The organism is Aggregatibacter segnis (genome assembly GCF_003130075.1).
Taxonomy (GTDB): Bacteria; Pseudomonadota; Gammaproteobacteria; order Enterobacterales; family Pasteurellaceae; genus Aggregatibacter; species Aggregatibacter segnis_A.
The window spans coordinates 20,692-45,377 of record NZ_NRCW01000006.1 but is presented as its reverse complement, the minus strand read 5'-3'; the positions used below and the strand labels follow the sequence as shown (position 1 = coordinate 45,377).

At 42.5% G+C, this 24,686-nt stretch carries 28 protein-coding genes and 2 pseudogenes; 13 read left to right on the top strand and 17 right to left on the bottom strand.

Annotated elements, in window-relative coordinates; translation table 11 throughout:
• Positions 1–167 precede the first annotated feature (167 nt).
• The gene (locus tag DK415_RS07530) at positions 168–1,916 is read left to right on the top strand and encodes an ABC transporter ATP-binding protein/permease (protein WP_109433106.1); all 1,749 of its coding nucleotides are present in this window, start codon (positions 168–170) and stop codon (positions 1,914–1,916) included.
• Positions 1,909–3,567 carry a thiol reductant ABC exporter subunit CydC gene (gene cydC / locus DK415_RS07525; protein ID WP_109433105.1) on the top strand — a complete coding sequence of 553 codons (1,659 nt, stop codon included), beginning with the start codon at positions 1,909–1,911 and terminating at the stop codon, positions 3,565–3,567. The genes DK415_RS07530 and cydC overlap by 8 nt, the downstream gene beginning before the upstream one ends.
• Before the next feature lie 125 nt (positions 3,568–3,692).
• Here cydC and DK415_RS07520 read toward each other — a convergent pair whose 3' ends face one another.
• Both DK415_RS07520 and DK415_RS07515 read right to left on the bottom strand, forming a co-directional pair.
• Positions 3,693–3,785 (bottom strand): methionine/alanine import family NSS transporter small subunit, encoded by a 93-nt coding sequence (locus tag DK415_RS07520; RefSeq protein ID WP_048749132.1) that lies wholly within the window; start codon positions 3,783–3,785, stop codon positions 3,693–3,695.
• A gap of 1 nt (position 3,786) precedes the next feature.
• Positions 3,787–5,286 (bottom strand): sodium-dependent transporter, encoded by a 1,500-nt coding sequence (locus tag DK415_RS07515; protein ID WP_109433104.1) that lies wholly within the window; start codon positions 5,284–5,286, stop codon positions 3,787–3,789.
• Between the two features lie 325 nt (positions 5,287–5,611).
• On the opposite strand from DK415_RS07515, the gene DK415_RS07510 reads away from it, so the two are divergent.
• Positions 5,612–6,313, top strand: coding sequence for an rRNA large subunit pseudouridine synthase E (locus DK415_RS07510; protein ID WP_109433103.1), 702 nt, complete (start codon positions 5,612–5,614; stop codon positions 6,311–6,313).
• 4 nt (positions 6,314–6,317) lie between these two features.
• Positions 6,318–7,034, top strand: coding sequence for an MgtC/SapB family protein (locus tag DK415_RS07505; RefSeq protein WP_109433153.1), 717 nt, complete (start codon positions 6,318–6,320; stop codon positions 7,032–7,034).
• A 37-nt stretch (positions 7,035–7,071) separates the two neighbouring features.
• On the opposite strand, the gene DK415_RS07500 is transcribed toward DK415_RS07505, so the two are convergent.
• The 3 genes from DK415_RS07500 to selA are packed head-to-tail and all read right to left on the bottom strand — an operon-like array spanning position 7,072 to position 11,273.
• Complete coding sequence (locus DK415_RS07500) at positions 7,072–7,977, bottom strand: DUF3298 domain-containing protein (protein WP_109433102.1); 906 nt, start codon at positions 7,975–7,977, stop codon at positions 7,072–7,074.
• A 45-nt stretch (positions 7,978–8,022) separates the two neighbouring features.
• Positions 8,023–9,882, bottom strand: coding sequence for a selenocysteine-specific translation elongation factor (gene selB / locus DK415_RS07495; RefSeq protein ID WP_109433101.1), 1,860 nt, complete (start codon positions 9,880–9,882; stop codon positions 8,023–8,025).
• Positions 9,879–11,273 (bottom strand): L-seryl-tRNA(Sec) selenium transferase, encoded by a 1,395-nt coding sequence (gene selA / locus DK415_RS07490; RefSeq protein ID WP_109433100.1) that lies wholly within the window; start codon positions 11,271–11,273, stop codon positions 9,879–9,881. The genes selB and selA overlap by 4 nt, the downstream gene beginning before the upstream one ends.
• Positions 11,274–11,426: 153 nt before the next feature.
• Between selA and proS the strand changes: the two genes are divergently transcribed.
• The 9 genes from proS (at position 11,427) to DK415_RS07445 (ending at position 18,646) form a co-directional block, all read left to right on the top strand.
• Positions 11,427–13,142, top strand: a complete 1,716-nt coding sequence (proS, locus tag DK415_RS07485) for a proline--tRNA ligase (protein WP_109433099.1) — start codon at positions 11,427–11,429, stop codon at positions 13,140–13,142.
• 65 nt (positions 13,143–13,207) lie between these two features.
• Positions 13,208–13,537 carry a DMT family transporter gene (locus DK415_RS07480; RefSeq protein ID WP_048749121.1) on the top strand — a complete coding sequence of 110 codons (330 nt, stop codon included), beginning with the start codon at positions 13,208–13,210 and terminating at the stop codon, positions 13,535–13,537.
• 38 nt (positions 13,538–13,575) lie between these two features.
• Positions 13,576–13,830 (top strand): FAD assembly factor SdhE, encoded by a 255-nt coding sequence (locus DK415_RS07475; protein WP_109433098.1) that lies wholly within the window; start codon positions 13,576–13,578, stop codon positions 13,828–13,830.
• 124 nt (positions 13,831–13,954) lie between these two features.
• On the top strand, positions 13,955–14,530 hold the full coding sequence (gene rpoE, locus DK415_RS07470; RefSeq protein WP_006719952.1) for an RNA polymerase sigma factor RpoE: 576 nt from the start codon (positions 13,955–13,957) through the stop codon (positions 14,528–14,530).
• A gap of 41 nt (positions 14,531–14,571) precedes the next feature.
• Positions 14,572–15,159, top strand: a complete 588-nt coding sequence (locus DK415_RS07465) for a sigma-E factor negative regulatory protein (RefSeq protein ID WP_109433097.1) — start codon at positions 14,572–14,574, stop codon at positions 15,157–15,159.
• Positions 15,160–15,244: 85 nt separating this feature from the next.
• Positions 15,245–16,204 (top strand): sigma-E factor regulatory protein RseB, encoded by a 960-nt coding sequence (gene rseB, locus DK415_RS07460; RefSeq protein ID WP_109433096.1) that lies wholly within the window; start codon positions 15,245–15,247, stop codon positions 16,202–16,204.
• Between the two features lie 11 nt (positions 16,205–16,215).
• Entirely contained in the window at positions 16,216–16,653 is a 438-nt protein-coding gene (locus DK415_RS07455) for a SoxR reducing system RseC family protein (RefSeq protein ID WP_109433095.1), read from the top strand.
• A 79-nt stretch (positions 16,654–16,732) separates the two neighbouring features.
• Positions 16,733–17,242 (top strand): molybdopterin-guanine dinucleotide biosynthesis protein MobB, encoded by a 510-nt coding sequence (mobB, locus tag DK415_RS07450; RefSeq protein WP_109433094.1) that lies wholly within the window; start codon positions 16,733–16,735, stop codon positions 17,240–17,242.
• Positions 17,243–17,254: 12 nt separating this feature from the next.
• Positions 17,255–18,646 carry an MDR family MFS transporter gene (locus tag DK415_RS07445; RefSeq protein WP_109433093.1) on the top strand — a complete coding sequence of 464 codons (1,392 nt, stop codon included), beginning with the start codon at positions 17,255–17,257 and terminating at the stop codon, positions 18,644–18,646.
• 430 nt (positions 18,647–19,076) lie between these two features.
• Here DK415_RS07445 and DK415_RS07440 read toward each other — a convergent pair.
• From DK415_RS07440 to DK415_RS07385, 12 genes and pseudogenes are all read right to left on the bottom strand, one after another.
• A pseudogene (locus DK415_RS07440) lies at positions 19,077–19,280 on the bottom strand (integrase); the annotation flags it as partial.
• Between the two features lie 569 nt (positions 19,281–19,849).
• Positions 19,850–20,092: a hypothetical protein gene (locus DK415_RS07435; protein WP_109128968.1), complete on the bottom strand. Its 243-nt coding sequence runs from the start codon at positions 20,090–20,092 to the stop codon at positions 19,850–19,852.
• 196 nt (positions 20,093–20,288) lie between these two features.
• Entirely contained in the window at positions 20,289–20,939 is a 651-nt protein-coding gene (locus DK415_RS07430) for a hypothetical protein (protein WP_109433091.1), read from the bottom strand.
• Positions 20,926–21,117: an iduronate-2-sulfatase gene (locus DK415_RS07425; RefSeq protein WP_239305638.1), complete on the bottom strand. Its 192-nt coding sequence runs from the start codon at positions 21,115–21,117 to the stop codon at positions 20,926–20,928. The genes DK415_RS07430 and DK415_RS07425 overlap by 14 nt, the downstream gene beginning before the upstream one ends.
• Entirely contained in the window at positions 21,114–21,359 is a 246-nt protein-coding gene (locus DK415_RS07420) for a hypothetical protein (protein ID WP_109433089.1), read from the bottom strand. The genes DK415_RS07425 and DK415_RS07420 overlap by 4 nt, the downstream gene beginning before the upstream one ends.
• Positions 21,352–21,816 carry a host cell division inhibitor Icd-like protein gene (locus tag DK415_RS07415; protein ID WP_204098404.1) on the bottom strand — a complete coding sequence of 155 codons (465 nt, stop codon included), beginning with the start codon at positions 21,814–21,816 and terminating at the stop codon, positions 21,352–21,354. Before DK415_RS07415 ends, DK415_RS07420 begins: the two co-directional genes overlap by 8 nt.
• A gap of 371 nt (positions 21,817–22,187) precedes the next feature.
• A complete protein-coding gene (locus DK415_RS07410) occupies positions 22,188–22,610 on the bottom strand; it encodes a winged helix-turn-helix domain-containing protein (protein ID WP_109433087.1) in 423 nt (140 codons plus the stop codon).
• A gap of 72 nt (positions 22,611–22,682) precedes the next feature.
• Positions 22,683–23,448 (bottom strand): annotated as a pseudogene (locus DK415_RS09570) (antA/AntB antirepressor family protein).
• Between the two features lie 31 nt (positions 23,449–23,479).
• On the bottom strand, positions 23,480–23,710 hold the full coding sequence (locus DK415_RS07400) for a hypothetical protein (RefSeq protein ID WP_109433086.1): 231 nt from the start codon (positions 23,708–23,710) through the stop codon (positions 23,480–23,482).
• Complete coding sequence (locus tag DK415_RS07395) at positions 23,707–24,033, bottom strand: hypothetical protein (protein WP_109433085.1); 327 nt, start codon at positions 24,031–24,033, stop codon at positions 23,707–23,709. Before DK415_RS07395 ends, DK415_RS07400 begins: the two co-directional genes overlap by 4 nt.
• A 2-nt stretch (positions 24,034–24,035) precedes the next feature.
• Complete coding sequence (locus tag DK415_RS07390) at positions 24,036–24,308, bottom strand: helix-turn-helix domain-containing protein (protein ID WP_109433084.1); 273 nt, start codon at positions 24,306–24,308, stop codon at positions 24,036–24,038.
• Between the two features lie 10 nt (positions 24,309–24,318).
• Positions 24,319–24,528 carry a helix-turn-helix transcriptional regulator gene (locus tag DK415_RS07385; RefSeq protein WP_109433083.1) on the bottom strand — a complete coding sequence of 70 codons (210 nt, stop codon included), beginning with the start codon at positions 24,526–24,528 and terminating at the stop codon, positions 24,319–24,321.
• Positions 24,529–24,686: the final 158 nt, after the last annotated feature.

The window sequence follows — 24,686 nt, the reverse complement described above, 5'->3', positions numbered from 1 at the left end:
ATTTTATACAAATAGCACCTTTCTTAAGGTGCTATTTTTTTGTTTTAAATTTAAGCGTCAAATATAAAAATACCAAAAATTAGAATAAAATTAATTATCATTTGTTATAAAAATGTTATGATATGGTTCTTTTTACTGATGTGATTTTTTAAGGAAAAATAAACGTTATGATGATAGATAAACGACTGATAAACACAGTCGCGGATAGCAAAAAATGGATTGCTATTAATGTATTATGGAACTGGGTTGCCTTAATCGGCGGGATAATAAGTGCGGTGGTGTTTGCCATTTGTTTGCAATGGGCGTTTGAACGTACGCTTACGCTGCAAAGTGCGGTCATTTTTACTGTTGTTTTGGTTGCTTGTCTGGCGTTGCGTGCTTGGGCGGGCAAAATGGCGGTGAAAGCTTCCTATAAAGCGAGTACGCAAGTGAAGCATAAATTGCGTACGCTGATTTATCAAAAATTATCTTCCATGCCGCTGAATCAGGTTAACCAACAATCTACCTCTTCCGTGATCCAAGTGGCATCTGAAGGCGTGGAACAACTGGAAATTTATTTCGGTCGTTATCTTCCTCAGTTGTTTTATAGCCTGCTTGCGCCGCTCACGCTGTTTGTTTTCCTGGTCTTTTTTAACGCACCGACCTCGTTAATTCTTTTGGTTTGCGTGCCGTTAATTCCAATGTCCATCATTGCGGTAAATAAAATCGCGAAACGTTTGTTGGCGAAATATTGGTCTATTTATGTCGGGTTAGGCAGCAGCTTTTTGGATAACCTACAAGGCTTGATCACCTTAAAAATTTATCAAGACGATGATTACAAAGCCAAACAAATGGATATCGAAGCGGAGAATTTCCGTACCATCACCATGAAAGTGTTGACCATGCAGCTGAACTCCGTTTCTTTAATGGATTTATTGGCTTACGGCGGTGCAGCATTGGGGATTTTGACAGCGCTTTTACAATACCAAGATGGCAATTTAAGTATTTTCGGTGTCATTTTATTCATTTTGCTTTCTTCCGAATTTTTCATTCCATTACGCTTACTCGGCTCTTTCTTCCACGTGGCGATGAACGGCAAGGCCGCTTCAGAAAAAATCTTTACGCTGTTGGATACCCCGGTAGAAGAAAACAAAAGTGCGGTGGATTTTCCAGCTAAAAATGAAGTCACCGTGCAAATTAAGGATTTACATTTTGCCTATTCTGCAGAAAAACCGGCGATTAACGGCTTAAACCTTAATATTCAACCGAAGCAATTAACAGTTTTTGTGGGTAAAAGCGGTTGCGGTAAATCCACGCTGGTTTCCTTGCTCATGGGTTTTTACCAAGCGCAGCAAGGGGAAATTTTATTTAATGGCGTTGATATTAAACAAATTAACCGTCATTCCTTGTATCGCCATGTTTCGTTGGTGAGCCACAGCAGTTACATTTTCAAAGGTAGCCTTAGAGAAAATATGTTGATGGCACTATCCAATGCCTCCGACGAAGCCATTTATCAATGCTTGGAACAAGTGAATTTGGCGAATTTCGTCCGTGAAAACGGCGGGTTGGACATGATGTTATTAAGTCGCGGAACTAACTTGTCCGGCGGTCAAATTCAACGTTTAGCGTTGGCGCGTGCCTTGTTGCACAATGCTGATTTATACGTTTTCGATGAAGCCACCAGTAACATCGACGTAGAAAGTGAAGAAATCATTCTGCAATTTATTCAACAGCTTAAACACGAAAAAACTATCATCATGATTTCTCACCGTCTGGCGAATGCGGTAAATGCCGATCAAATTTATGTGTTACAAAGCGGTCACCTGGCAGAATCAGGCGATCATGCTTCTTTAATGGCTGAAAACGGAATTTATGCAGAAATGTTTAATCAACAAAAGAACTTAGAAAATATCAGAACGGGGGCAAATCATGCGTAAGAATGGATTTGTCGTTATGTGGCAGCTCATGAAATTGGTGACGCCATTGGCGCATATCATGAGTTTCACCATCATTATGGGTACCCTCGGTTTCCTCAGCGCTATTTTCATTATGGTGCTAGGAGCTATGGGCTTGTCGGAATTGCTTAACTTCCACACCCACTTAAATTTATCGCAAATTTTGACCGCACTTATTGTGCTGGCGGTAGCGCGTGGCATTTTACGTTATTTGGAACAAATGTCCGGCCATTACATCGCCTTCAAATTATTGGCGTTGTTGCGCGACAAAGTGTTCAGTGCATTACGTCGTTTGGCGTTTGTGAAATTGCAGGACAAACAATCCGGTCAATTGCTTTCTTTGGTGACCAACGACATTGAATTGTTGGAAGTGTTTTATGCGCACACCATCGCGCCGATCGCCATTGCTTTTTTAACCTCCGGTATTTTATTGGCGGTGTTCGCGCATATTTCTTGGTGGTTCGTGTTGGTGGCATTTTTAGCGTATGTGACTGTCGGCATTATTTTGCCTATCGTTACCACCCAAATGGCGCGTGAAGATGGCCGTAAATACCGTGACTTAGTCGGCGAAATGAACGATTTCTTCCTCGATAGCATTCGTGGCATGAAAGAAATTCAACTTTTCGGGAACGAGGAAAAACGTTTACAGGAAATCCACCAACGCAGTGAAAAAATCGACCAAGCCTTTTTAAAAATCAAACAACAAGAAGGCAACGTGCGTTCGCTCACGGAAATCGCGGTGTCTTTCTTTAATATCGTGATTTTATTGGTGGGCTTAACGCTCTTTGCTTACGATTACATTGATTTTGCCGGCTTGCTCATTGGTGTGATTTTATTGATGTCGAGTTATGGCCCGGTGATTGCTTTAAGTAACCTGTCTAACAACTTATTGCAAACCCTCGCTAGCGGCGAACGTGTGTTAGCGTTATTGGCAGAACAGCCGGAATTAAAAGACGTAGAAAATGGTGTGAATATCGCTGATGTGCAGCAAATTAACGTAGAAAACGTCAGTTTTGCTTATGCGGACGAACAAATTTTGTCTGATGTGAATTTGCAGCTTAATAAAGGTGAAATTCTCGGTATTCACGGTCGCAGCGGTAGTGGGAAAAGTACGCTTCTGAAATTAATGATGCGTTTTTACGATCCGCAACAAGGCCGTATTCGCATTAACGATACGGACTTAAAAAACATTAATACGGTGAATTTGCGCGACAATATCGCTTACATCACCCAACAAACCTATATTTTCAATGAAACCGTGTATGAAAATATTGTGTTGGCAAACCGTAAGGCAACGAAAGAGCAAGTAATTGAAGCAGCGAAAAAAGCCTCTATTCATGAATTTATCATGAGTTTGCCGGAAGGCTACGACACTAAAATCACTGAAATGGGGAACAACCTTTCTGACGGTGAAAAACAACGTATCGGTATTGCCCGCGCCTTCTTGCACAATGCACCGATTATTTTGTTGGACGAACCGACCAGCAATCTGGATAGCTTAAACGAAGCCATGATTTTGCAATCCTTGCTAAACGTGAAAGCAGAAAAATTGATCATCCTAGTGAGCCATCGCGCCTCTACTATGGCAATTTGTGATCAGGTTATTCCCATCGCTAACGGACGGATGTCATAAGGCTTGTTGAACCAAAATGCGGTAGGTTTTTGCGGTGTTTTAAAACGTATGAAAAAACCACCGCACTTTTCCCATAAAAAATCCCATCAAACATTTGATGGGATTTTTATTTTTGAAAGCCTAAATTATTCTTTCGGTAATCTAATGAGGGAAACCAATAATCCGCCCCAGATAATGATGAGCGCGATAGCCATCATGATAATTGCGTTGGTTGACATCTTATTTTTCTCCTTGTGTTTGTGTGAGATTTTTCCACGGTAAACGGGAAAGTAAGAAACTGATAATGACTAAACCGATTGCCATGCCCCAACCGAAGGTGTTAACGAACCATTCAGGATAGCCTTCGTAGCCGTTTGCCAATACTTTGGTGGCTTCTTTGTAAAGCATGAACGCCAATACGCCGGTAGTGACTACAATGCAGGCTTTCCAGATTGCGCCAACTTTGAAAGAACCGGTTTCGTTTAAGTGTTCACCAAGTTCTTTTAATCTGCCGGTAACGATGATGGAGAGTAAAGAGAAGAACGCCACAGCCACGATACCGAACATGTTGACGAAGTTGTCCATGGTATCAAGCATCGGTAAGCCGGCAGCCGTACCAAATAATAAGGTGGATGCCACCATCATTGGTAAGCCCACCAAGAATGTTGCATGTGCACGACGTAATCGTAATTTATCTTGTACCGCCGCAATGATCACTTCTAATACGGAAATGAAAGAGGTTAAGCCGGCGAAAACTAAAGACCCGAAGAATAATACGCCCAATAATTGACCTAACGGTGCTTGGTTAATGATGGTTGGGAAGGCAAAGAAGGCTAAGCCGATACCGCCTTTGGCAACCTCGCTGACATCTTGTCCGTTGGCGACAGCAATGAATCCTAACGCAGAGAATACGCCGATACCTGCTAATACTTCAAAGCTACTATTAGCAAAGCCAACCACTAAGCCCGCGCCGGTTAAATCCGATTCTTTTTTCAAGTAAGAGGCATAAGTCAACATGATGCCGAAGCAAATGGAAAGTGAGAAGAAAATCTGGCCGTATGCGGCAATCCAAACGCTTGGGTCGGCTAATTTGTCCCAGTTTGGTGAGAATAAGGCATCAAGGCCTTTTTCTGCACCCGGTAAGAACAAGGAATAGACCACTAAGGTAATGAACATGATCACCAAAATTGGCATAAAGATAACGGAAGAACGTGCTACGCCTTTTTGTACGCCAAAAGAAAGAATCAACAATGTGATAATCCACACGGCAAGTAACGGACCGACAACAGTGTCAACGAAATCCAAGCTTAATGCCACCTCACTTGCCATCTTAATGTGTTCATGTAAGAAGAAATCTACCGGATTGCTCCCCCAAGCGGAGCTGAAGGAATAATAAGCATAGCTTGCTGCCCAGCCAAGAATAACCGCATAGTAAAGACCAATAATCACGTTGATCATCACTTGCCACCAACCGAAGGTTTCAAAAGCGGTTTTGAGCTTGCGATAAGCTAATGGTGGAGAGGCGCGGAATTTGTGGCCTAAAGCATAATCTAAAAAGACTAAAGGAATGCCGGCCGTTAATAACGCCACAATGTAAGGGATAATAAAGGCGCCGCCGCCGTTTTCATAAGTAACATAAGGGAAACGCCAAATGTTTCCTAAGCCAACTGCCGAACCGATCGCCGCAAAAATAAAGGCTCTGCGTCCGGAGAATGTTTCACGTTTATGTGTTTGAGTCATGGAACAACCTGTTAAAGTTAAAAAAATGTTAGAGCCTCAATATAAATCAATAAAAACGCGAGTCAATAGACAAAAATAACAAATTACGAAAATTTACGTTATTTTTAATTAAATTATTTTTAAATTATAGTTTTTTATTCTTTTTTAAAATTTAATTTTTAGAATAAAAAAATGAGATTTATAAAAAAACAACGTTAACTTGCTAAAAAAGGGCGTAAAATGCCGAATAAAACGCTAATGATGAAAAAGTTCCCTATTTTGTGCATTTATTTAGGACGTAAATTTAGATTTTGCTTCAATTGGTGATAAAGTATGCAAAATTTTTATGAATATCTTATTTATGCAGCCAACATCTTTTCGGCGAAAATCCCAAAAACGGAGAAAACCAGCACAAAGTGCGGTTCATTTTGGTGGTGTTTCTAAGCCTAAAATCGCGTTTTCTCAAACTCAAGTAATTCTGTTCAACAAACCCTTTGATGTGTTGTGCCAATTTAGTGATGAAAATGGCCGTAGCACGTTGAAAGATTTTATTGATATCGGTGACGTTTATCCTGTCGGGCGGCTGGATCGCGATAGTGAGGGATTATTGTTGTTGACTAACAACGGGGAGATTCAACATCGCTTGGCGGAACCTAAGTTTAAAATGGAAAAAACTTACTGGGTACAGGTGGAAGGCGTGCCTGATGAAACCGCGTTAGAGCAACTTCGGCGGGGTGTGCAATTAAAAGATGGTATGACAAAACCGGCAAAAGTGCGGTTGATTTCCGAACCGGACTGTTTATGGCAACGTGTTCCGCCCATTCGCGAGCGAAAAAATATTCCTACATCATGGTTAGAAATTAAAATTTATGAGGGGCGAAATCGCCAAGTGCGTAGAATGACAGCGCATATTGGTTTTCCGACATTGCGTTTAATTCGTTATCAGCTTGCCGGTTTTACGCTACAAAATTTAGCGCCAAAAACCTACCGCACTTTAACGCAAGATGAACTAAAACAACTTTATCAATCACTTGGATTAACAATTTAACATGATGAGTAACCTATCCGTTTTTTTTGAAACATTGGCGCGAGACAGCCATTTCTTTATTTTCGTTAAAATGGCGTTTGCCATGGTGCTGGGCGGCATCATTGGTTTGGAACGTGAATTAAAAGCCAAACCCGTGGGGGTAAAAACTTGCATGATTATTGCGGTGACGACCTGCGTACTCACCATTGTTTCCATTCAATCAGCCGAACATTATGCGCAAGTGTCGGAAAATATTCGTACCGATCCAATGCGTTTGGCGGCTCAGGTGATTAGCGGCATCGGTTTCCTTGGTGCAGGCGTGATTTTGCGTAAACATAACGATGCCATTTCTGGCTTGACCACGGCGGCGATTATTTGGGCGGCCGCGGGTATCGGTATTGCTTCCGGCGCAGGATTCTATTTTGATGCGATTATTGCCACCTTCATGATTTTAATCGCCATTCGTTTGAGCCCGTCTGTGCATCGTTGGGTGCGCCGTTATGAGAAAAAGAAGAAAACCCGCATTACCGCCACATTGGCGTCGCCAGCCGCAGTGGGGCAATTTATTCAGCTGCTACATACCCATAACCATCTGATTGAAAATATTAATATGAAAGATCAGGCAAACGGTGAAACCAAATTGACGATTCGTTGTACGATTAATGACAAAGACACCATTCATGAATTGTACTTATTACTAAAGAATGAACCGGATGTGCTGAGTTTAGAATTAGAGAATTAAAAAAATCCCCAAGTATGCGCTTGGGGATTTTTGTTTGTTATTCAACGTAATTTTTTCCTAAAAATTTAAATGCCGGTGTTAACAAGGCTTTGACTTCATCATCATATAAAGACAGGCGCAGTTCCTTTTCACCTGCTGCATAAGGGCCAAGGGCATAAGGTGGATAGACAAACACAATGCCATCTTGTGAAAAATAGAAATTATCACTGAGGTAAAAATCGGCTTTTGCGGTAAAAGGCTCTTGCTGTTCACCGTTATCGCCACGAGATTCATTTTGGTAAATCTCCCATAGCAACGCTTTAACTTTGTTTTGTTGTGCTTTAGTAAAGACATCGTCTAATCGAATGACGGCTTTTTTGTCTAAATCAACGTTCACAAAATGGGTGGAATACATCCCGTGCGCACCACCGGAATAACTATAATAGTGGAGGGTGAAGGAGGCTAAGTTTTCCCGTTGCCCTAAATATTCCATGCCAACTTTGGTTTCTATCGCCAAGGTTTCATACTCTCTTGCTTCTTTTAGGGTTTCAGCCATGTCTTTCTCTAATCGTTCAATAAACTGTTGTTTAGTTTCGATTTTAGGCTGCCCTTCCACATTGAATGAGGCAATGACTTCATTTAATAACAAAGCAGTTAGCCAATCCGAATTGGTTTTTAACATCGTAATATCGAATTTGACTTTGTTAATGGAAGTATCATCGGTAGCTTTTGTAGGTGAAATGATTTCTGATCTTTGGAAGAGGACTTCCGGTTCTACTTGAATGGCTTGATTTTCCGCCAAATCCAAAACCTGTCTTTGTAAGGTATTCACTTGTGCATTTAGCTGCTCGATTGTTTGGGTTTGTTTTTTCACTTGTTCGGAAAGAGCATTTTTTTCTTCATCATTGCAGCCTGTAAGCGTTAGACCGGCGACGGCTAAAGCAGAAACGAGAAGTTTTTTCATGGAAGCTCCTATGTGTTAAAAAACGTTGTCAAAAACGGCCGCACTTTATAGATCAAACACGTCCGCATCGCGTAACACGTGAATATTACCTTTGCGACGTAAGAAACCACAGCGGTCGAAATATTCCACCAGTTGCACGGTCATTTTGCGTCCGAATTGTAACGCATCACGCAATTCGTTTACCGATATACCTTCTTTTCCGGCGACAAGCTGTTTAATTAAACGGGCGGTGGCATAAATGTTTTCGGTCAGGAAGAAACGGTCTTTTACCACGGCGGTGAGATAGCCTAATTTACCGGCTTTGTAGAGGAAGTTGCGCATAGCGCTTTCTTCCTGTCCTAATAAGCCCGCAAGATCACGCACCCACAATGCTTGTCCGTTATGTTGCTCAAATTGTTCAAGAACTTGCTGCCATAATGCACGCTCTTGTTCATTAAATTGAATTTTATGATCGGCGGTGTGTAGCCAACCACGGGTTTGCTGTAGCTGGTTCTCGGCTAATAATTCATCAATAAAATGATAAATCAGTTTTTCCGGCTGATTCAGTGCTGCAATGCGATATAAACGGGCTTTACCTAAGCCGAGTTGGTCGGGATGTTGTTCGTGATATTGCGCAAGTGCGGTCAATAATTTCGCTGTTTGTTGCGTGCGATAATCGGCATTAAAGCACCAGCTTTGGAAGCGAATGTCGCCGTTCTTTTCAAGAATGTCGTTCAGTTGGGAGTCTGTCAGCTGTTCAATCCACATTAACTGCTCGGCTTCCACCGCATGATTTTGCAGATAAAGTGCGGTGCGTTTTTCGGCTGTTTCTGCTTGAATCAGTTGGCGTAAATAATCGAAACGGGCTTCTGTACGCTTATGGCGTTTCGGCGAATGGATTTCAATTACTTTTGCGCCACCGAGTACGGTGGTCGAGTTGCTGTTACGTAAGATGATTTTGTCGCCATGCGCCAAAAATAACGGTTGTTCTAAAATCAGTTCTGCCAGCGCGTGTTGCTGAGGTGCGAGTTTGGGTTGTTGCAATAACGTCAGCTTGCCCGTGGTGTGTGAGGCGGCGTGATAAATATGCACCGGTTGGCTTTCGTTCAGTGGAATTTGGTTTTCGAGCCAAACGGTGACGCGATCTGTCGCCTTGGCAGGCGGTTGGGAGAACAACCAATCGCCGCGTTCAATTAACGTGCGGTCGAAATCCAGGTTAATATTTAATGCCAGGCGTTGCCCCGCCAAGCCTTCCGTGCTTTGTTCGTTTTGTGCGTGGATATTTTTCACCCGCACTTTTTGCCCATTGCTTAAATACAATTCGTCGTCGATGGCAACTTTGCCCGCAAATGCGGTGCCTGTCACCACGGTGCCGGCACCTTTAATGGTGAAAATACGGTCGATGGCATAACGGAACGGTTTTTCCGTGTCCGATAATTCCGGCAACTGCGCCAAATAATCGCGTAATGTTTCAATACCCTGACCGGTGGTGGCAGAGGTCACGAAGAATTTGCTGTTCGCCAAGAGGGCGTATTGTTGGCGTAGCTGTCGTTCTAATGCGTCAATTTGTTGCGCATCGGCGCGGTCGGCTTTGGTGATCACCACCATGATTTCCTGCAATTGCAACAAGCTCAAAATGTTTAAGTGCTCGATGGTTTGCGCTTGCACGCCTTCGTCTGCGGCAACGATAAGCATGGCGTAATGAATGCCGCCTAAGCCTGCCAACATATTGGCAAGAAAACGTTCGTGCCCCGGTACATCGATAAAGCCGAGGATTTGATCTTTTAACGGCAAATAGGCGTAACCTAAATCAATGGTCATGCCGCGTTTTTTTTCTTCCGGTAAATGTGCCGTATGCGTGCCGGTGAGGGCTTGCAATAGTGCGGTTTTGCCGTGGTCAACGTGTCCAGATGTAACAATAATCATAGCGCCTCCAACGTGTTGAGCAAGCGTTCGAGATTAGCCAAACTGCGTAAATCCAACCAAATTTTATCCCGTTCAATGCGCCCGATAACCGGTTGCGGTAGCGCCAATAAACGGGCGAAAAGTGCGGTGGTTTTTGTCGGCATTTTTTCTGTTGCCGGCGCAATGGTGACCGCAACTGACGGAATTCGTGCCAATGGTTGAGAGCCGCTACCAACCTGCGCTTCGCTTGGTTCAATAGTAACAAGGTAGTCTGCATTTAAGCGATTTTCCAACCGCACTTTCAGTTGTTCTGCTTGTGCTTGTAATTGGGCTACAGGCTGAGTGAGCAGATGAAGTGCGGTCAGTTTTTCAGTGATTTTTTCCGGTTGCAAATACAAACGCAAAGTGGCTTCCAGCCCGGCGAGTGTGACTTTGTCGCAACGTAGCACGCGTTTGAGCGGATGGGCTTGTAGCTGTTGAATCAATGCTTTTTTACCCACGATAATGCCCGCTTGTGGCCCGCCAAGCAGTTTGTCACCGGAGAAGGAAATCAAATCCAGACCCTGTTGTAATTTTTCTTGCACCGTCGGTTCTTCCGGCAAGTCAAATTGTTTCAGATCGATTAACGCGCCACTGCCTAAGTCCGTTATGACCGGAATGCCAAATTCTTTGCCTAATTCCGCCAGCTCTTGTTCATCAACAGAATGCGTGAAACCGCAAATTTGGTAGTTACTGCTGTGAACTTTCATTAAAAAGGCGGTATTTTCATTAATTGCGTTGCGATAATCTTTTAAATGGGTACGGTTGGTGGTGCCCACTTCCACTAGTTTGCAACCAGCCTGTGCCATGATGTCGGGAATGCGGAAAGCACCACCGATTTCAATCAATTCACCACGGGAGATGATCACCTCTTTCCCTTGCGCGAAAGTTGCCAGCATCAGTAATACTGCCGCTGCGTTGTTGTTTACTACACAGGCCGCCTCTGCGCCCGTGAGTTGTTGCAGTAAGTCGCTGATGTAGTTATCTCGATGACTGCGCTCGCCAGCCGCTAAATCATATTCCAGCGCCACATTGCCCTGCATGGCATCCAGCGCAGCTTCTTGTGCCGCCGGTGACCACAACGCGCGCCCGAGATTGGTGTGCAATACTGTGCCGGTTAAATTATGTACACTCCTAATATTCACCCGTTGTTGTAACAATAATTGTTGGTGGATATGTTGAAAGGTAGCGTCGGTTGTTTGCAAAAAGTGCGGTAGATTTTCATGGCGTTTTATATATTCGCGCGCTTGTTGCAACATCTCGCGAGACACGCTGACAGTGGCACTATGGCCAAATTCTGCCACGAATTGTTCTCCTTGCGGGGTTTTGAGTAATTTATCGACGGCGGGAAGGGCTTGATAAAGGGCTGACATGATGATTCCTTTTTCTGGGGTTAAATTGGCATTTTTAGCGGGGATTATAAGGCGTGAAACCTGATTTCTTCTTTGCTTTTGCGTGCGCATTAGATACACTAACGCCAATTTTTTTCTCGTATTTTTAAAATTCTTGGAATTATAGGTAATTCAATGCGTACAAGTAAATATTTATTATCCACCTTAAAAGAAACCCCGGCAGAAGCGGCGATTGTTAGCCATCAACTCATGTTGCGTGCGGGCATGATTCGCCCTCTAGCTTCCGGGCTTTATAACTGGATGCCAACCGGTTGGCGCGTGCTACAAAAAGTGGAAAACATCATTCGCGAAGAAATGAATAAAAGCGGTGCTATCGAGATCAAAATGCCCGTTGTGCAACCGGCAGAATTATGGCAAGAGTCCGGTCGTTGGGATCAGTATGGTCCGGAATTATTGCGTTTCACCGACCGCGGCGAACGGAGTTTCGTGATCGGTCCGACCAATGAAGAAGCCATCACCGATTTAATGCGTCGTGAAGTGACCTCTTACCGTCAGCTTCCTCTTAATTTATATCATATTCAAACCAAGTTCCGTGACGAAGTGCGTCCACGTTTCGGTGTGATGCGTAGCCGCGAATTTATCATGAAAGATGCTTATTCTTTCCACATGGACAAAGAAAGTTTGCAACAAACCTATGAGGTGATGTATCAAACTTACAGCAACATTTTCACCCGTTTAGGTTTAGATTTCCGTGCCGTGCAGGCGGATACCGGTTCTATCGGCGGTAGCGCATCCCATGAGTTCCAAGTGTTGGCAAACAGCGGTGAAGATGATGTGATTTTCTCCACGGAATCCGATTATGCGGCGAACATCGAACTTGCCGAAGCGGTGGCGGTGGGGGAGCGTGCCGCACCAACTAAAGCGATGGAATTGGTGGATACACCGAATGCGAAAACCATTGCGGAGCTTGTCGCGCAATTTAACCAACCGATTGAGAAAACCGTTAAGACCTTGATTGTAAAAGGGGCTAGTGAAGAACAGCCGCTAGTGGCGTTAATCATTCGTGGCGATCACGAATTAAACGAAGTTAAAGCGGAAAAACTTGCAGAAGTGGCTTCCCCATTTGAATTTGCTGATGAAGCCGCCATTAAAGCCAAAATTGGCGCAGGTGTAGGTTCCCTTGGGCCGGTTAACTTAGACATTCCGGTTATTATTGACCGCAGCGTGGCAATCATGTCCGATTTCAGCGCTGGCGCTAACATTGACGGTAAACACTATTTCAACATTAACTGGGAACGCGATGTGGCGTTGCCGAAAGTGGCGGATATTCGTAACGTGGTGGAAGGTGACCCAAGTCCGGATGGCAAAGGTACCTTATTAATTAAACGCGGTATTGAAGTCGGCCATATCTTCCAATTAGGCGACAAATACTCCAACGCGATGAATGCGACAGTGCAAGGTGAAGACGGTCGTCCTACGGTCGTTACCATGGGCTGCTATGGTATTGGTGTGACCCGTGTTGTCGCTGCTGCTATTGAACAACATCATGATGAACGCGGCATTATTTGGCCGAGCGATGCGATGGCGCCGTTCACCGTGGCGATTGTGCCGATGAATATGCACAAATCGGAAAGCGTGCAAGAATTCGCTGAGGATTTATACCGCACTTTATTGGCACAAGGCGTGGAAGTGATTTTTGATGATCGTAAAGAACGCCCGGGCGTGATGTTTGCTGACATGGAACTTATCGGTGTGCCGCACATGGTCGTCATCGGTGAGAAAAATTTAGCCAACGGCGAAATCGAATACAAAAATCGTCGTAGCGGTGAGAAACAAATGATTGCGAAAGAGCAATTGATTGACTTCTTAAAAAGCCAAATTAAGGCGTAATTGAAATAAAAAGTGCGGTCGGATTTTTAACTGAATTTCCGACCGCACTTTTGTATAGGGAAAACATGAATCCATGGATTTTATTAGCCGTTTCCATTTGTTTGGAAATTGTTGCCACCAATCTATTGAAAGTCAGCGACGGTTTTACTAAACCGTTGCCGACGCTTGGCGCTTTGGCTTTTTATGGCTGTTCGTTCTATTTTGTTGCCATTATTTTTCGTACGCTTTCCGTTGGTTTGGTGTATGCCATTTGGTCTGGCGTGGGGATTGTGTTGACAGCCATTGTGGCTTATTTCGCCTTTGGGCAGAAAATTGATACTGCCGGTTTAATTGGCATGGGGTTGATTATCTGTGGTGTGTTGGTGATTAATTTATTTTCGCAAACAGCGCACTAACGCTATAATCCAGTTGATTTTTTGGAAAGGAGAATAGGATGAAAAAGTATGATCCGCTGCGCATTGAGTGGGATTGTCGGCGCGGTATGTTGGAATTAGACAAGGTCATCATGCCTTTTTATAAACAGTATTTTGACGGGCTTAGCGAGCATAAAAAAGAGGTTTTTATTCGTTTGTTAGCTTCAACCGATTTACAACTTTTTTCATGGTTCTTTAATAACGGCGAAATCAATGATCCGGAATTGCGTGAAATGGTGCTCGAAATTCAGCGAAAATTGAGTCTAACGCACTGATTTTCATTGTTTTATTGGTTTTTTCTAAAATAACTGAACTTTTTTTTATTCATCTCGTCTAACGCATAACAATAGCTTGCTGGCTTTGAAATTAAAGTTTGTTAGACGTGATATTTGAGGTTATATGGCTGAACAGCTAACAGATCAAGCTTTGGTAGAAAGGGTGCAGCAGGGAGATAAGAAAGCTTTCAATTTGTTGGTATCGCGTTATCAAAATAAAGTAGCTGGATTACTGACTCGGTATATTTCACCGAATGATATTCCCGATGTTGTACAAGAATCATTTATAAAAGCATACCGTTCCATCGGCTCTTTTCGTGGTGATAGTGCTTTCTATACTTGGCTATACAGAATCGCAGTGAACACTGCAAAAAATTATTTGACTGCACAAGGCCGTCGCCCACCAAGCGAAGATATTTTAGCTGAAGATGCAGAATCTTACGATGTAGGAACAAATTTACGGGTTGTGGATACGCCTGAAAATGAAATGTTATCCAACGAGTTGAAGAATATCGTATTTGATACGATTAAAGGTTTACAAGAAGATTTACGCACAGCAATTACTTTACGCGAAATCGAGGGATTAAGTTACGAAGAAATTGCAGAAATTATGGATTGTCCGGTGGGGACTGTGAGATCTCGGATTTTTAGAGCGCGTGAAATCATTGAAAGTAAAGTGAAACCGCTTTTACAACGTTAATAAAAAACAAAAATACAACTACGATTAGTCGGAGTACAAACATGCAAAAAGAACTACTTTCAGCATATATTGATGGTGAGCAAGTTAATCATGAACTCACCGAACAATTATGCCAAGATGCGGAATTGCAGGAGAGTTGGGCAAATTTCCACACCATTCGTTCTGTTATGCGTCAAGAAACAAATGTTTTCTTGGGTGCTGATTTCACTGCAAAAATGGAAAGTTTGATTGCTTCAGAAGAAATTCAAATGGCTGAAGTCACTGAGTCTCAACCATTGCCGCAGGAAGTCGAAAACTCTCCGTTTATGCAAAAGTTAAAAGCATGGTTTATGCCGATGACGCAGGTTGCTGTTGCTGCGGGTGTGTGCTTGGTGGCTGTATTAGGTGTACAATCTTTCACTGCAAAATCTACCGTACAAAATGCAGCAGATACCCCAGTGTTACAAACATTGCCTTTTAACAACGGTGTGCAAGAAGTCAGTTACAATGCGCCAAGCAAAGATGTTATTACGACGGAACAGCTTGAACAAAAAAATAAACGTATTGGCGCTATGTTGCAAAGCTATGAATTACAACGTCGTGTTTATGCCGATTCAATGAATTTAGGACAGAATCAAAGCAATAAATAATAATTCATGTATTCCGGCATAATTGTTTTTTATGAGAATTCACCACCATTTTTTGGTGGTGAATTTGTTTATTAGGAATTTGATCATGTTAAAAACATTTCTAAAAACCACCGCACTTTTTTTCTTATTTAGCACGTCATTTTCTTCCCTTGGTGCAGAAACATTTTCGCCGAAACAGTTTTTGCAGGATATGAAGAAAGCGACGGAACAGCTAAATTATGAATTTTCTTTTGTACAAACTACGCCTTCTAACATGGATTCATTGCGGTACCGTCATTTTAAATCTCATGGCAAAACTTTTGCGCAATTGGTGACGCTAGATGGCGCACAACAAGAAATTGTGCAACGTGATAATTTAATTAGCTATTTTCAACCGAACTATCAACCTTTCACCATTAATAGTGAAGGCATTACCGATAATTTACCGCCACTCATCCGAGCGAATTTTGATACGTTGGAGCAATACTATGATTTCGTTAATATCGGGCGTAATCGCGTAGCGGATCATGTGGTACAAACCATTCGAATTTTGCCGAAAGACGATTTTCGTTATCAATATGTGGCCTTTATTGATGAAGACAATAACTTACTGTTGCGCAGTGATATGCTTGATCGGGATGGCAATTTATTGGATCAATTTCGTGTTGTAAATCTGTATGTGGGAGACGGGATTTCCGGTTTGGTAGATTATCTCAATCAAGTCGCTTTCCCTCCGTTATTAATGGATAAAAACGCGAATCAAACACCGGATTTTAATTGGACGCCAGGTTGGTTGCCACAAGGTTTTAAAGCGGTAAATCGCAGTATTGAACGTGATGGCGACGATAAAATCGAATCGCAACTTTACAGCGACGGACTGTTTTCTTTTACGTTATATGTGTCCGACAAAATCCTAGAAAATACACTGCAAGATAATACTTGGCGACAAGGTGCCTACACGATTTATAACGAAACTGTGGATAACAAAGACGTGACGATTATTGGGCAATTGCCGATTTCTACGGCAAAACGTATCGTGCAAGACATTCAATTTAAGAAAAACTAAACAGGCTTATTATGTTGACAGAAAGTGCGGTCGTCATTGAATACGAATCCGGCAAGGCGAAAGTAAAATGCCAATCGCAAAGTGCCTGTAGCGCTTGTGCGGCAAAATCTGTTTGCGGGAATTCGGCATTATCGGAATTAGCCGGTAGCGGTGAGCGAGGCGAGCATATTTTCACCATTGAAACCATTACACCGTTAAAAGTGGGTCAGTTGGTCGAAATTGGCTTGTCTGAACATTCCCTGATCAAATCTGCGTTGCTGATGTATTGTGTCCCGTTGTTCACTTTAGTCTTCAGCACCTTATTGTTCGATTCGTTGTTTAGTCACGAACTTGTCAGTGTATTTTTTATTTTTATTTCCACCGCACTTTCCTTCCTTGGTGTACGTTGGTATGCACGAAAACTGAATCGCAAATCAGCTTATCAACCGGTGTTGCTGCGCGTGCTCTAAATCTTTGAGCATCATTCGTTTTCTTTGGCGGGCTGGTATATAATCAGCCCGTTTATTTTATTGTCTTTAAGGAAATATTATGCTCCCCATGCTTGGCATTACCGGTTACAGCGGCAGTGGCAAAACCACCTTGTTGGAAAAATTACTTCCCCAATTAAAACAACGTGGCTTGCGCCCGGCGGTGATTAAACACAGTCATCATGATGCGCAAGTGGATAAACCGGGCAAAGACAGTTGGCGTATGAAAGATGCCGGTGCCAGCCAAGTGATTATGGCTTGTGACTACCGCTGGGCGCTTATGACGGAAACACCCCAACAACATATTTCCCTGTCTTATTTATGTGAACAATTTGATCACGAATTAACGGATCTTATTTTAGTAGAAGGCTTCAAACAGGAGCCTATTGAAAAGATTCTGTTGCACCGTAAAGACATGATTAAACCGTTACCTGACATTGATGATCTGGTGCTGGCCGTTGCTACAGATTACCCTTTAGCGGCAGATAAACCTTGTTTGGATATTAATAATATCGCGCAGATTGCTGATTTTATTACGGCTTGGTACGAGCAAAAGTGCGGTCGAATTTAAGCGTGGTTTTTTATGCCTGAGCTCCAACATTATCGCCATTTATCCTTAATTGCCGCCATGGCATTATTTATGCAGTCCCTTGATGCCACCATTTTGAATACGGCATTGCCTGCCATTTCTGCCAATTTGTATGAATCACCGTTAGAAATGCAAATGGCGATAATCAGTTATTCCCTCACTGTTGCATTATTTATTCCACTCACCGGTTGGATTGCCGATAAATACGGCACGCTCAATGTGTTTCGGGTTGCGGTGGCGATTTTTGTGCTTGGTTCTGTTGCTTGTGCCGCCTCCAATTCATTAAACGCATTGATTTGGTCGCGCGTGTTGCAAGGGCTGGGCGGGGCAATGATGATGCCGGTAGCACGCTTGGCAATTATTCGTCATGTCCCCAAAAATCAATTGGTTGCCGCATGGAATGCCATGGCGATGGCGGGATTGATTGGTCCGGTGCTCGGGCCGATTGTGGGTGGATGGCTTGTGACGCATGCCAGCTGGCATTGGATTTTCCTAATTAACATTCCTATTGGTATCCTTGGGATTGGATTTGCCGGTCGGTATATGCCAAACAGCACAGGCAATATTAGCAAGCTGGATTGGTGGGGCTTTTTGCTGTTTGGTGGTGGGCTGGTAGGCTTAACACTCGGCTTGGATTTGTTGTCTGAAGACCGTATCGACCAATGGCTGACAGCGTTAATTTTGGCTGTGGGGTTCGGCTGTTTCTCCTTTTATTATTGGTATGCTCAACGGGTTCAGAATCCCTTATTACCGTTAAATTTATTTACTACGCGTACGTTTCGACTTGGCATGGTGGCGAATATTTTCATCCGTTTGTGTGGTTCAGGCATTCCGTTTTTGATGCCGCTGATGTTGCAGGTGGTGTTTCATTATAGTGCCGAAGTTGCCGGTTGGTTGTTGGCGCCTATTGCACTAAGTTCGGTGTTAACCAAATCTTTTGTTGGCAAAATTCTGGCGCATTTGGGTTATAAAACGACATTAATGTTGACCGCACTTTCGATGGCTCTTGCTATTGCTGCCATGAGCCTGTTGCAACAAGACACACCGATTTGGTGTTTGGTGCTGATTTTGGCGTGGTATGGTAGCTGTATGTCGATTATTTTTACTTCCGTCAACACACTTACGATTAGTGATTTAGACGAACACAATGCCAGCGCAGGCGCTACTTATCTCAGTGTGATTCAACAAGTGGGAATCAGTATCGGTATTGCCGTGTCCGCTGTGATTTTAGATCTTTATCGCCATTTCATTGGGGACAGTGGCGAATTGCTTCAACGTGCTTTCAGTGCGACTTTCCTCACCTCAGCCATTTTCGGCGTCGTTTTAGTATGGGTTTTAACTTACCTTAGAAAAGAGGACGGTGCGGAGAATTTTCGTCGAAAATAAAAAACTTATTTTTTGAAGGTGTTTTCGGGGGATGGTCTGTTAGGCGTGAGGGAAAAGCTGGATTGGCGAAAGAGCGTAAGCGACGTGATCTATGAATTGGACTTCCGTTAGTATTCTTCTTAACATTGCCTAGATGATCAATAACGATTTCTCTGTCTTCTCTGTGTTTTCTAACGACCCTTAACCGACCACTGCACTATAATAAAGTCGCCTCTGGTAATGGAATAACTTCATAATCAATAATAGAACATTCAGTAAGAGAATAATATTGTTGGGTTTTAGCCATTTTTTAACGTCCATTATAGTGAAAGCGCGACAAATAGTAATAAGGGGTACTATCTCTCGGTTCGGTTAATTAAGCCGCGCCTAGCCGCATTAATTCTTTAAATTATCAAACAGTAAAACGCTATCAAAATCGACCGCACTTTACCTCAGGCTTCAGGGTTTTAAAATGTTCAACCGTCGGACTGTCAAATTCCTTTTCGATATTTGCTGTGGGATTAAAAGAGATTAAGTCTCGGTGTAGGGCATAAGTCATGATCTCGTTATGCTTCTGAATTGTTCGTTTGAGCTTTTCTAAATGCCCTTCGTCTTGATACAGCTTAAATGCCTTTAATGCCATTGGCGCGGTAATTCAGACTTTTAAAAAATCGGGTATAGCTAAAACATCGTTAACGTTTTTTTATAATAGGTTTTGTGTGATTTTGGTTATACCGGTTTTGCTATACGGCTATCAGTATAACTAAAACCCAAGGATTTTATAGGATTGGATAGGAGCGCTTAGGATATAAAAAAGCCCTTGAAGTCAATATTTTAAAGGACTTTTAGGATTTGATAAGTTTGTCTGGGGTCATCTGAATTAATGTTTATAAATCCTTATAGAATAGTATTTTGATTAATTCAGAAAATCATCGTGTTACTATTTGTGTTACTAAAATCAAAAGTCATTATATAAAGTAGCGGCAATAGGGAGGTTTCTGAACGCTATAAAAAAGAGGTTTTCGGAAATTATAAAAAAGCGATTTAACCATAAGATGATGATGGTTAGAAATGTGAAAAACCGGCAATCTCCGCGTGCCTGCTACCCCGTGGAAGCCTTAACCCGCCTAGGAGTACCTTTATTCAAGAGGAAACAAGTCCGCTTTTAGCCGCCATTATCTGCCATCATCATAAAATCTTAATTTCGCGGTAGTGGAAATTGAGTTAATCAGGCGGTTCTGAGTTTGGAATACTGTAGAGATTTTCCCCCGCCCCTTTATCGATTGGAGGAATTTTAAAATCAACCACATGTAAACGCTTTTTGCTACGGTTTAACCGGTCGAAAATTTGCTCCCGTTCTTCCTTACTCAAAGAGAGAAAAGCCGTACTATATCCGCCATGCTTCACGGCATTAAATCGGCTGTTACGGTAGCTATCCGTTTCGCAATTTGCTTTAACCTTTCGCATTTCCGCCACCGAATGGGAGTTTTTTGACATTATAAAAAGAGAATTCCAAAAAGTAAAAACGACTGTTTAAGTCATTTTGCTGTTTTGGAATAAAACAAAAGGCTCACAATTTTTAACTGCCTTCGGGCTTCAGTTGCCGTCACATATGCAGTCAGATGCAAGCCTTTCTGTAAATCATATTAAGACTGAAGCCGATCTAAGTCAATATAACGTCCTGTAACCGCTCAATCTGTGCTACCACCTCTGAAAACTTGTAGATTAGATAGCCGCTTGCCTGATTGAAGTCTTTTAAAAGTGCGGTCTGTTCCGCGTTTAAATTTGTGCCTTTGGCTAAGTCATTGAATAACTTTCCACCACCTTTTAATCGCTCCACTAAATCAACACATTCCCCACGCATTTTTAGTTTGTGATGGAAGTCGTCCGGATAAACTTCAAGGCATTTGCGGTTACTATCATGAATTAGCTTAAATTGGCGCGTAAGCTGGCTATATTCCGCCACCAATGGATTGATAAACAGTTTCTCTTGGTATTTGCGTTTCTCTCCGCCTTGCGCTTCCTGTTGCGTTTTTTGAACAGAATGTAAATTTGCATTGTGCGCTTTCGCAAATTCGCAACCTGTTTCGCAGTTTCTTTTTATAAAGCCAGTATTATCAAGGGTTCGCTGTGTTTTGCTTCGTTTCGCAGTTTCGCAATCAATTTCGCAGTTTTTTATCGCACTTTTAACCAGCTCAATTTTGAGCGCGTTAGGGTGTACGCCGTTAACTGATACTCCACCATCGCTTACTAACCTCTTAGTATTGTTCGCTTTCCATTGTTGAAGTTGTGCCATTGGGTTAGTTGGTTTCATTTCCGCCCTCCCAAAGCACATTTACCGCGTCTTTAGTCCGCGCAATCAGATCACGCACCGCCCAAAGTGAATCACTTACTGCCGTTTCCTTTATGTTGTTATCCACCATAAGCAAAATGGCTTCCGCTTGGGCAAGATTTTTTGTAATTTCGTCCATTGCGTCTAATTGCTTCATCATTCGCCCCCTTTCGTGAAATAAAAATCTACTGTTGAGGATTGCTCCGCTTGCTCTAAATAATCATCAATCGCAGATAAGGCGGCTCGAATAACTTCTTCACTTGTATAAAAGCCTTCTAAATCCATGTCCGCCCCATCGTTCCGAATTAATGCCAAAATTGCTTTCGCTCTGCGAATAGAACTCTGAAGTTTACCCACCTTAGCCATTGGAATAGCGCAATGTGTAGGAATTTGATTAGCCATGAGCCACCTCCATAGAATCACGAGAGATTGCCGTAAAAGTACGGTCGTTTTTCACGTTGTTTTGAAGATTGATTTTGCCGGTAAGTACAAGAACAAAATCACGGGCGCATTGAGTGCGCGCAGCTTGTTCTGTGTCAGCGGTGATACGGATTTTTTGAATGTGATTGGTTAGATCGGTACGGCGAATAGCCGCAAAAATGAATTGTTTCATTTGCGTAAGTTCCAATGTTAGATTTTCAGGAACTACTGCTAGACTTCTCACGGTCGGGCGGTAGTGCGTAACAGGGTGAGAAACTGCCAACATTGGAAAGCAGCCAGCCAATAAAGACTGCCCATTACGAACTACCATTGAGAGGATGATCGGATTTAGATTGCAAATAAAATCCGCATATTCTTTAGGTGTGCGAATGTTACGAACAAAAAAAGCACGGTTCAAAGGCGTGCTATCGTTCGCCAATGTTAAATAATTCAGCTTCTCACGGCTGGCAATCGTTTTTGCGACTGCATGATTATATTGGCAAAAATACGGGGAGTTTGTAAAGCGGTTTTTGAAAGTAATTTCGATTTTTTGATATTAACTGAGTTAATCAAATTAAGTAACTGAGTTAATCAATGTGCGCATTTTTTGCCCAATTTTAATGGGGATTGAGTAACTGAGTTAATCAGTCAGATGGTTTTCAAAGTTCTCATTGAGTAACTGAGTTAATACCTTTATATATTATAGCCATATGCTATGTTTTTTATTGTGCTTTTTATCTGTAAAATTATTCAGAAAATGAACGATAAATATAATTTGCTTTTTCGCAAAAAAATTCGGGTCAAAAGTGATTATGGTTTTTTCCATTTGTCGCTTGGTCTATCTGTAGCCTTAAGTAAAATTCCTGCTTTGTTCACATCATTAAGCGGAAAGCACGTTAAGGCATAAAGTGAACATTGATTCTTGCCGCCCTGCCGGGTGGTATCAATAAAACCGTTCTGCTCAAGTTCCTTTAACGCCACGCTAAGCCCTGGGGAAGATAAATTAAAATATTCCTTGGCTCTGTTCAGTGGCGCGGATAAATCCCCGTTATTCTTACGGTTATATTTTGCCAATAAGTGTAGAAAAGCCACTTTTGCGGAATTGCTTAAGCCTAAGAAGCTAGGGCTATTGATTACATCATGCCGTAAGGCAGTGAATGTACTGTCATTAATACTTTTTTTCAGTTCGCTACGTTTACCGCTTCTGCCTTTTCTTTCTGCGTAACCCGTCATATAATAAACCTGTTCAATTTAATACTTAATCTTGCCTATGCCCATTCTTGAAGAAAGCATAGGCATTTTTGTTTATGAATGGTGGCGTTCCCGTTCTGCCAGTGTTATCAATCGCCCTTTGCGCTCATAGTAGTTCATGCCTAAATTAATTAGCGCGGTGTTGGTGGCCTGCAAGGTTTTCAGTGTGTTTAGTTGTTCTGTGGTGAATTGGTCGCGCACATTGCCAATAATGCCTTGTTGTTTCTTCCACCGGCGCACGTTTTCACCTAGAACAAGACTATCCAGCATTTCCTGTTCCCTTGAGTAATAAAACGCTTTAGGGGCTTTATTGGTGCGCTGTAATGTTGCCTTGATTGCGTCCGTCATTTCGCGGTTATGGTCGATTGCCGCCAGCCGTGCCTGTGTTTTGGCAAGCGTGTTTTTATAAACTGTCGGTGCGACCTGTTTTAACTGTCTTTCCGCGTCAATAAAGTGCTGTCTAACCGCTCTGCCAATTTCGTTTTTCTCCATTAAACAAAGGTGCTTTGCCATATCAAGGGTAACGATATAATCAACCCTATTATGTCCTCCTCGGGTTTCTTTTTGCTCCCCCATTTTGTTGCGCAAAAAACAATCGCTTTTTTTGCTTGCCAATTTTGGCAAATCAACGACTAAACTTTGAACAATGGCGAAATCTTAATTTTCAATAAAGCCCGATTGTTCGATTCGTGCTTTAACCCACTATTGAATAGTGCCGTTTTGATTTCAAAAGTCGGTGAACATCGCGCGCATTAATACCTTGATTTCCACCATCAAGGGCTTGTGTAGTTTGTAATAGATTAATAATTTCAGTTTTCATCTTGTCGTATTTCCTTCCTGTAACTCATTGCCTAAATTCTCTTTAGTTGCTCTTGTGCGATTTCAATCAGGCGATCTGCTTTGCCTAAGTGCACGTGAACAAGTTTCCATACGTCGGCGGGCGTCAGGTGGTCTTTAAGTTTTCTTCCCTCTACCATTGCGCCGGTGACTTCCCGTAGTTTGGCGATATATTCCCGCGCCATTTCTAACGTGGGCTTTTCCTGTTCTTCGTTGGTGGTTTGGTCTGTCGCTTGCTCTGTCATTGCGAGCCTCCTAAATCTACCATCGGCAAATTAACCGATTCGCTTTTGTCTTCTTGATTGCTAATTAGCATTTCAAGCTGTCCTTTCAGTAGGTCTATTTCCATCAGGGCATAAGTGGCTTGATCGCAAATAAACTCTAAAGCGTCTTTATGCGTGAACGGAATCTGTACTTTTTGCCCGGTCTCATCAATTCGGGTTTGTGTTATTTTTCCATCAAGTGATAAATCAGCCATTTCATACATACGCTCAATAATTGCGTAAATACCCCATAGCGTCACTGTGTTGCATTTTTGGGGTTGGGTTAGTGATTGTGTATTATTCATAGTTAAAATCCCTCTATGCTCGTCTCATTGCGTTTTTGGCTTACTGTGTTTTCATGTAGAACATAAACGCCTACACGGTGGGTTAAGCCGGTGTTGTCGGTTTCATCACGAAAGAACGTATCAATCAAATAACCTTGATTGCGCAATTCCTTAATACGTGCCGGTGGAGAATAAACGCCCATTTGTCGTAGTTCGTTGGTGCTGTGCGGGCGTTCTCTTAACCGTTCAATGGTGAATCGGCGTTGTTCGCCCGTGCTGGTGGTGGAAATAATCATTAACGTCCTCCTACGCTCTCGCTTCTGCCAGTTTGGCAATATAAGAGTTGATTTCACTTTCCAAGTAACCGACTGAATTAACCCCTAATTGAATTTTCTTTGGAAAGTCCGGGCGGTAACGCTTCGATTTAGGGTTTTGCCAATCGACAAAGGTGGATTTGCTTACGCCTAGCATTTTCATGGTGTCAAGGCGGCGGATAATGCGATCAGTTTGATTCATTGTTTTACTCCGTACTGGTTGGAATGGTTAAAACCGCTTAGGGCTTCGTTGTGTCGGAGTAGATTGTAGAAAAGTGAAAATATTGAATCATCGCAACGAAAAAGATATTTTCGCAACGAAAAAATAGGATTGATTTTTAAGGAGTTTTAGCGGATATG

Excerpts from the sequence above, each read along its gene's own strand:
- DK415_RS07475 (WP_109433098.1), top strand. The coding sequence starts at position 13,576 with ATGAAAAAGTATGATCCGCTGCGCATTGAGTGGGATTGTCGGCGCGGT.
- DK415_RS07410 (WP_109433087.1), bottom strand. The coding sequence starts at position 22,610 with ATGACGGGTTACGCAGAAAGAAAAGGCAGAAGCGGTAAACGTAGCGAA.
- DK415_RS07515 (WP_109433104.1), bottom strand. The coding sequence starts at position 5,286 with ATGACTCAAACACATAAACGTGAAACATTCTCCGGACGCAGAGCCTTT.
- DK415_RS07445 (WP_109433093.1), top strand. The coding sequence starts at position 17,255 with ATGCCTGAGCTCCAACATTATCGCCATTTATCCTTAATTGCCGCCATG.
- DK415_RS07530 (WP_109433106.1), top strand. The coding sequence starts at position 168 with ATGATGATAGATAAACGACTGATAAACACAGTCGCGGATAGCAAAAAA.
- cydC (WP_109433105.1), top strand. The coding sequence starts at position 1,909 with ATGCGTAAGAATGGATTTGTCGTTATGTGGCAGCTCATGAAATTGGTG.
- rseB (WP_109433096.1), top strand. The coding sequence starts at position 15,245 with ATGTTAAAAACATTTCTAAAAACCACCGCACTTTTTTTCTTATTTAGC.
- DK415_RS07480 (WP_048749121.1), top strand. The coding sequence starts at position 13,208 with ATGAATCCATGGATTTTATTAGCCGTTTCCATTTGTTTGGAAATTGTT.
- selA (WP_109433100.1), bottom strand. The coding sequence starts at position 11,273 with ATGTCAGCCCTTTATCAAGCCCTTCCCGCCGTCGATAAATTACTCAAA.
- DK415_RS07520 (WP_048749132.1), bottom strand. The coding sequence starts at position 3,785 with ATGTCAACCAACGCAATTATCATGATGGCTATCGCGCTCATCATTATC.
- DK415_RS07500 (WP_109433102.1), bottom strand. The coding sequence starts at position 7,977 with ATGAAAAAACTTCTCGTTTCTGCTTTAGCCGTCGCCGGTCTAACGCTT.
- DK415_RS07505 (WP_109433153.1), top strand. The coding sequence starts at position 6,318 with ATGAGTAACCTATCCGTTTTTTTTGAAACATTGGCGCGAGACAGCCAT.
- DK415_RS07385 (WP_109433083.1), bottom strand. The coding sequence starts at position 24,528 with ATGAATCAAACTGATCGCATTATCCGCCGCCTTGACACCATGAAAATG.
- rpoE (WP_006719952.1), top strand. The coding sequence starts at position 13,955 with ATGGCTGAACAGCTAACAGATCAAGCTTTGGTAGAAAGGGTGCAGCAG.
- DK415_RS07395 (WP_109433085.1), bottom strand. The coding sequence starts at position 24,033 with ATGAATAATACACAATCACTAACCCAACCCCAAAAATGCAACACAGTG.
- DK415_RS07400 (WP_109433086.1), bottom strand. The coding sequence starts at position 23,710 with ATGACAGAGCAAGCGACAGACCAAACCACCAACGAAGAACAGGAAAAG.
- DK415_RS07465 (WP_109433097.1), top strand. The coding sequence starts at position 14,572 with ATGCAAAAAGAACTACTTTCAGCATATATTGATGGTGAGCAAGTTAAT.
- selB (WP_109433101.1), bottom strand. The coding sequence starts at position 9,882 with ATGATTATTGTTACATCTGGACACGTTGACCACGGCAAAACCGCACTA.
- DK415_RS07425 (WP_239305638.1), bottom strand. The coding sequence starts at position 21,117 with ATGATGAAGCAATTAGACGCAATGGACGAAATTACAAAAAATCTTGCC.
- DK415_RS07390 (WP_109433084.1), bottom strand. The coding sequence starts at position 24,308 with ATGATTATTTCCACCACCAGCACGGGCGAACAACGCCGATTCACCATT.
- DK415_RS07420 (WP_109433089.1), bottom strand. The coding sequence starts at position 21,359 with ATGGCTAATCAAATTCCTACACATTGCGCTATTCCAATGGCTAAGGTG.
- DK415_RS07455 (WP_109433095.1), top strand. The coding sequence starts at position 16,216 with ATGTTGACAGAAAGTGCGGTCGTCATTGAATACGAATCCGGCAAGGCG.
- DK415_RS07430 (WP_109433091.1), bottom strand. The coding sequence starts at position 20,939 with ATGAAACCAACTAACCCAATGGCACAACTTCAACAATGGAAAGCGAAC.
- DK415_RS07510 (WP_109433103.1), top strand. The coding sequence starts at position 5,612 with ATGAATATCTTATTTATGCAGCCAACATCTTTTCGGCGAAAATCCCAA.
- mobB (WP_109433094.1), top strand. The coding sequence starts at position 16,733 with ATGCTCCCCATGCTTGGCATTACCGGTTACAGCGGCAGTGGCAAAACC.
- proS (WP_109433099.1), top strand. The coding sequence starts at position 11,427 with ATGCGTACAAGTAAATATTTATTATCCACCTTAAAAGAAACCCCGGCA.
- DK415_RS07435 (WP_109128968.1), bottom strand. The coding sequence starts at position 20,092 with ATGCGAAAGGTTAAAGCAAATTGCGAAACGGATAGCTACCGTAACAGC.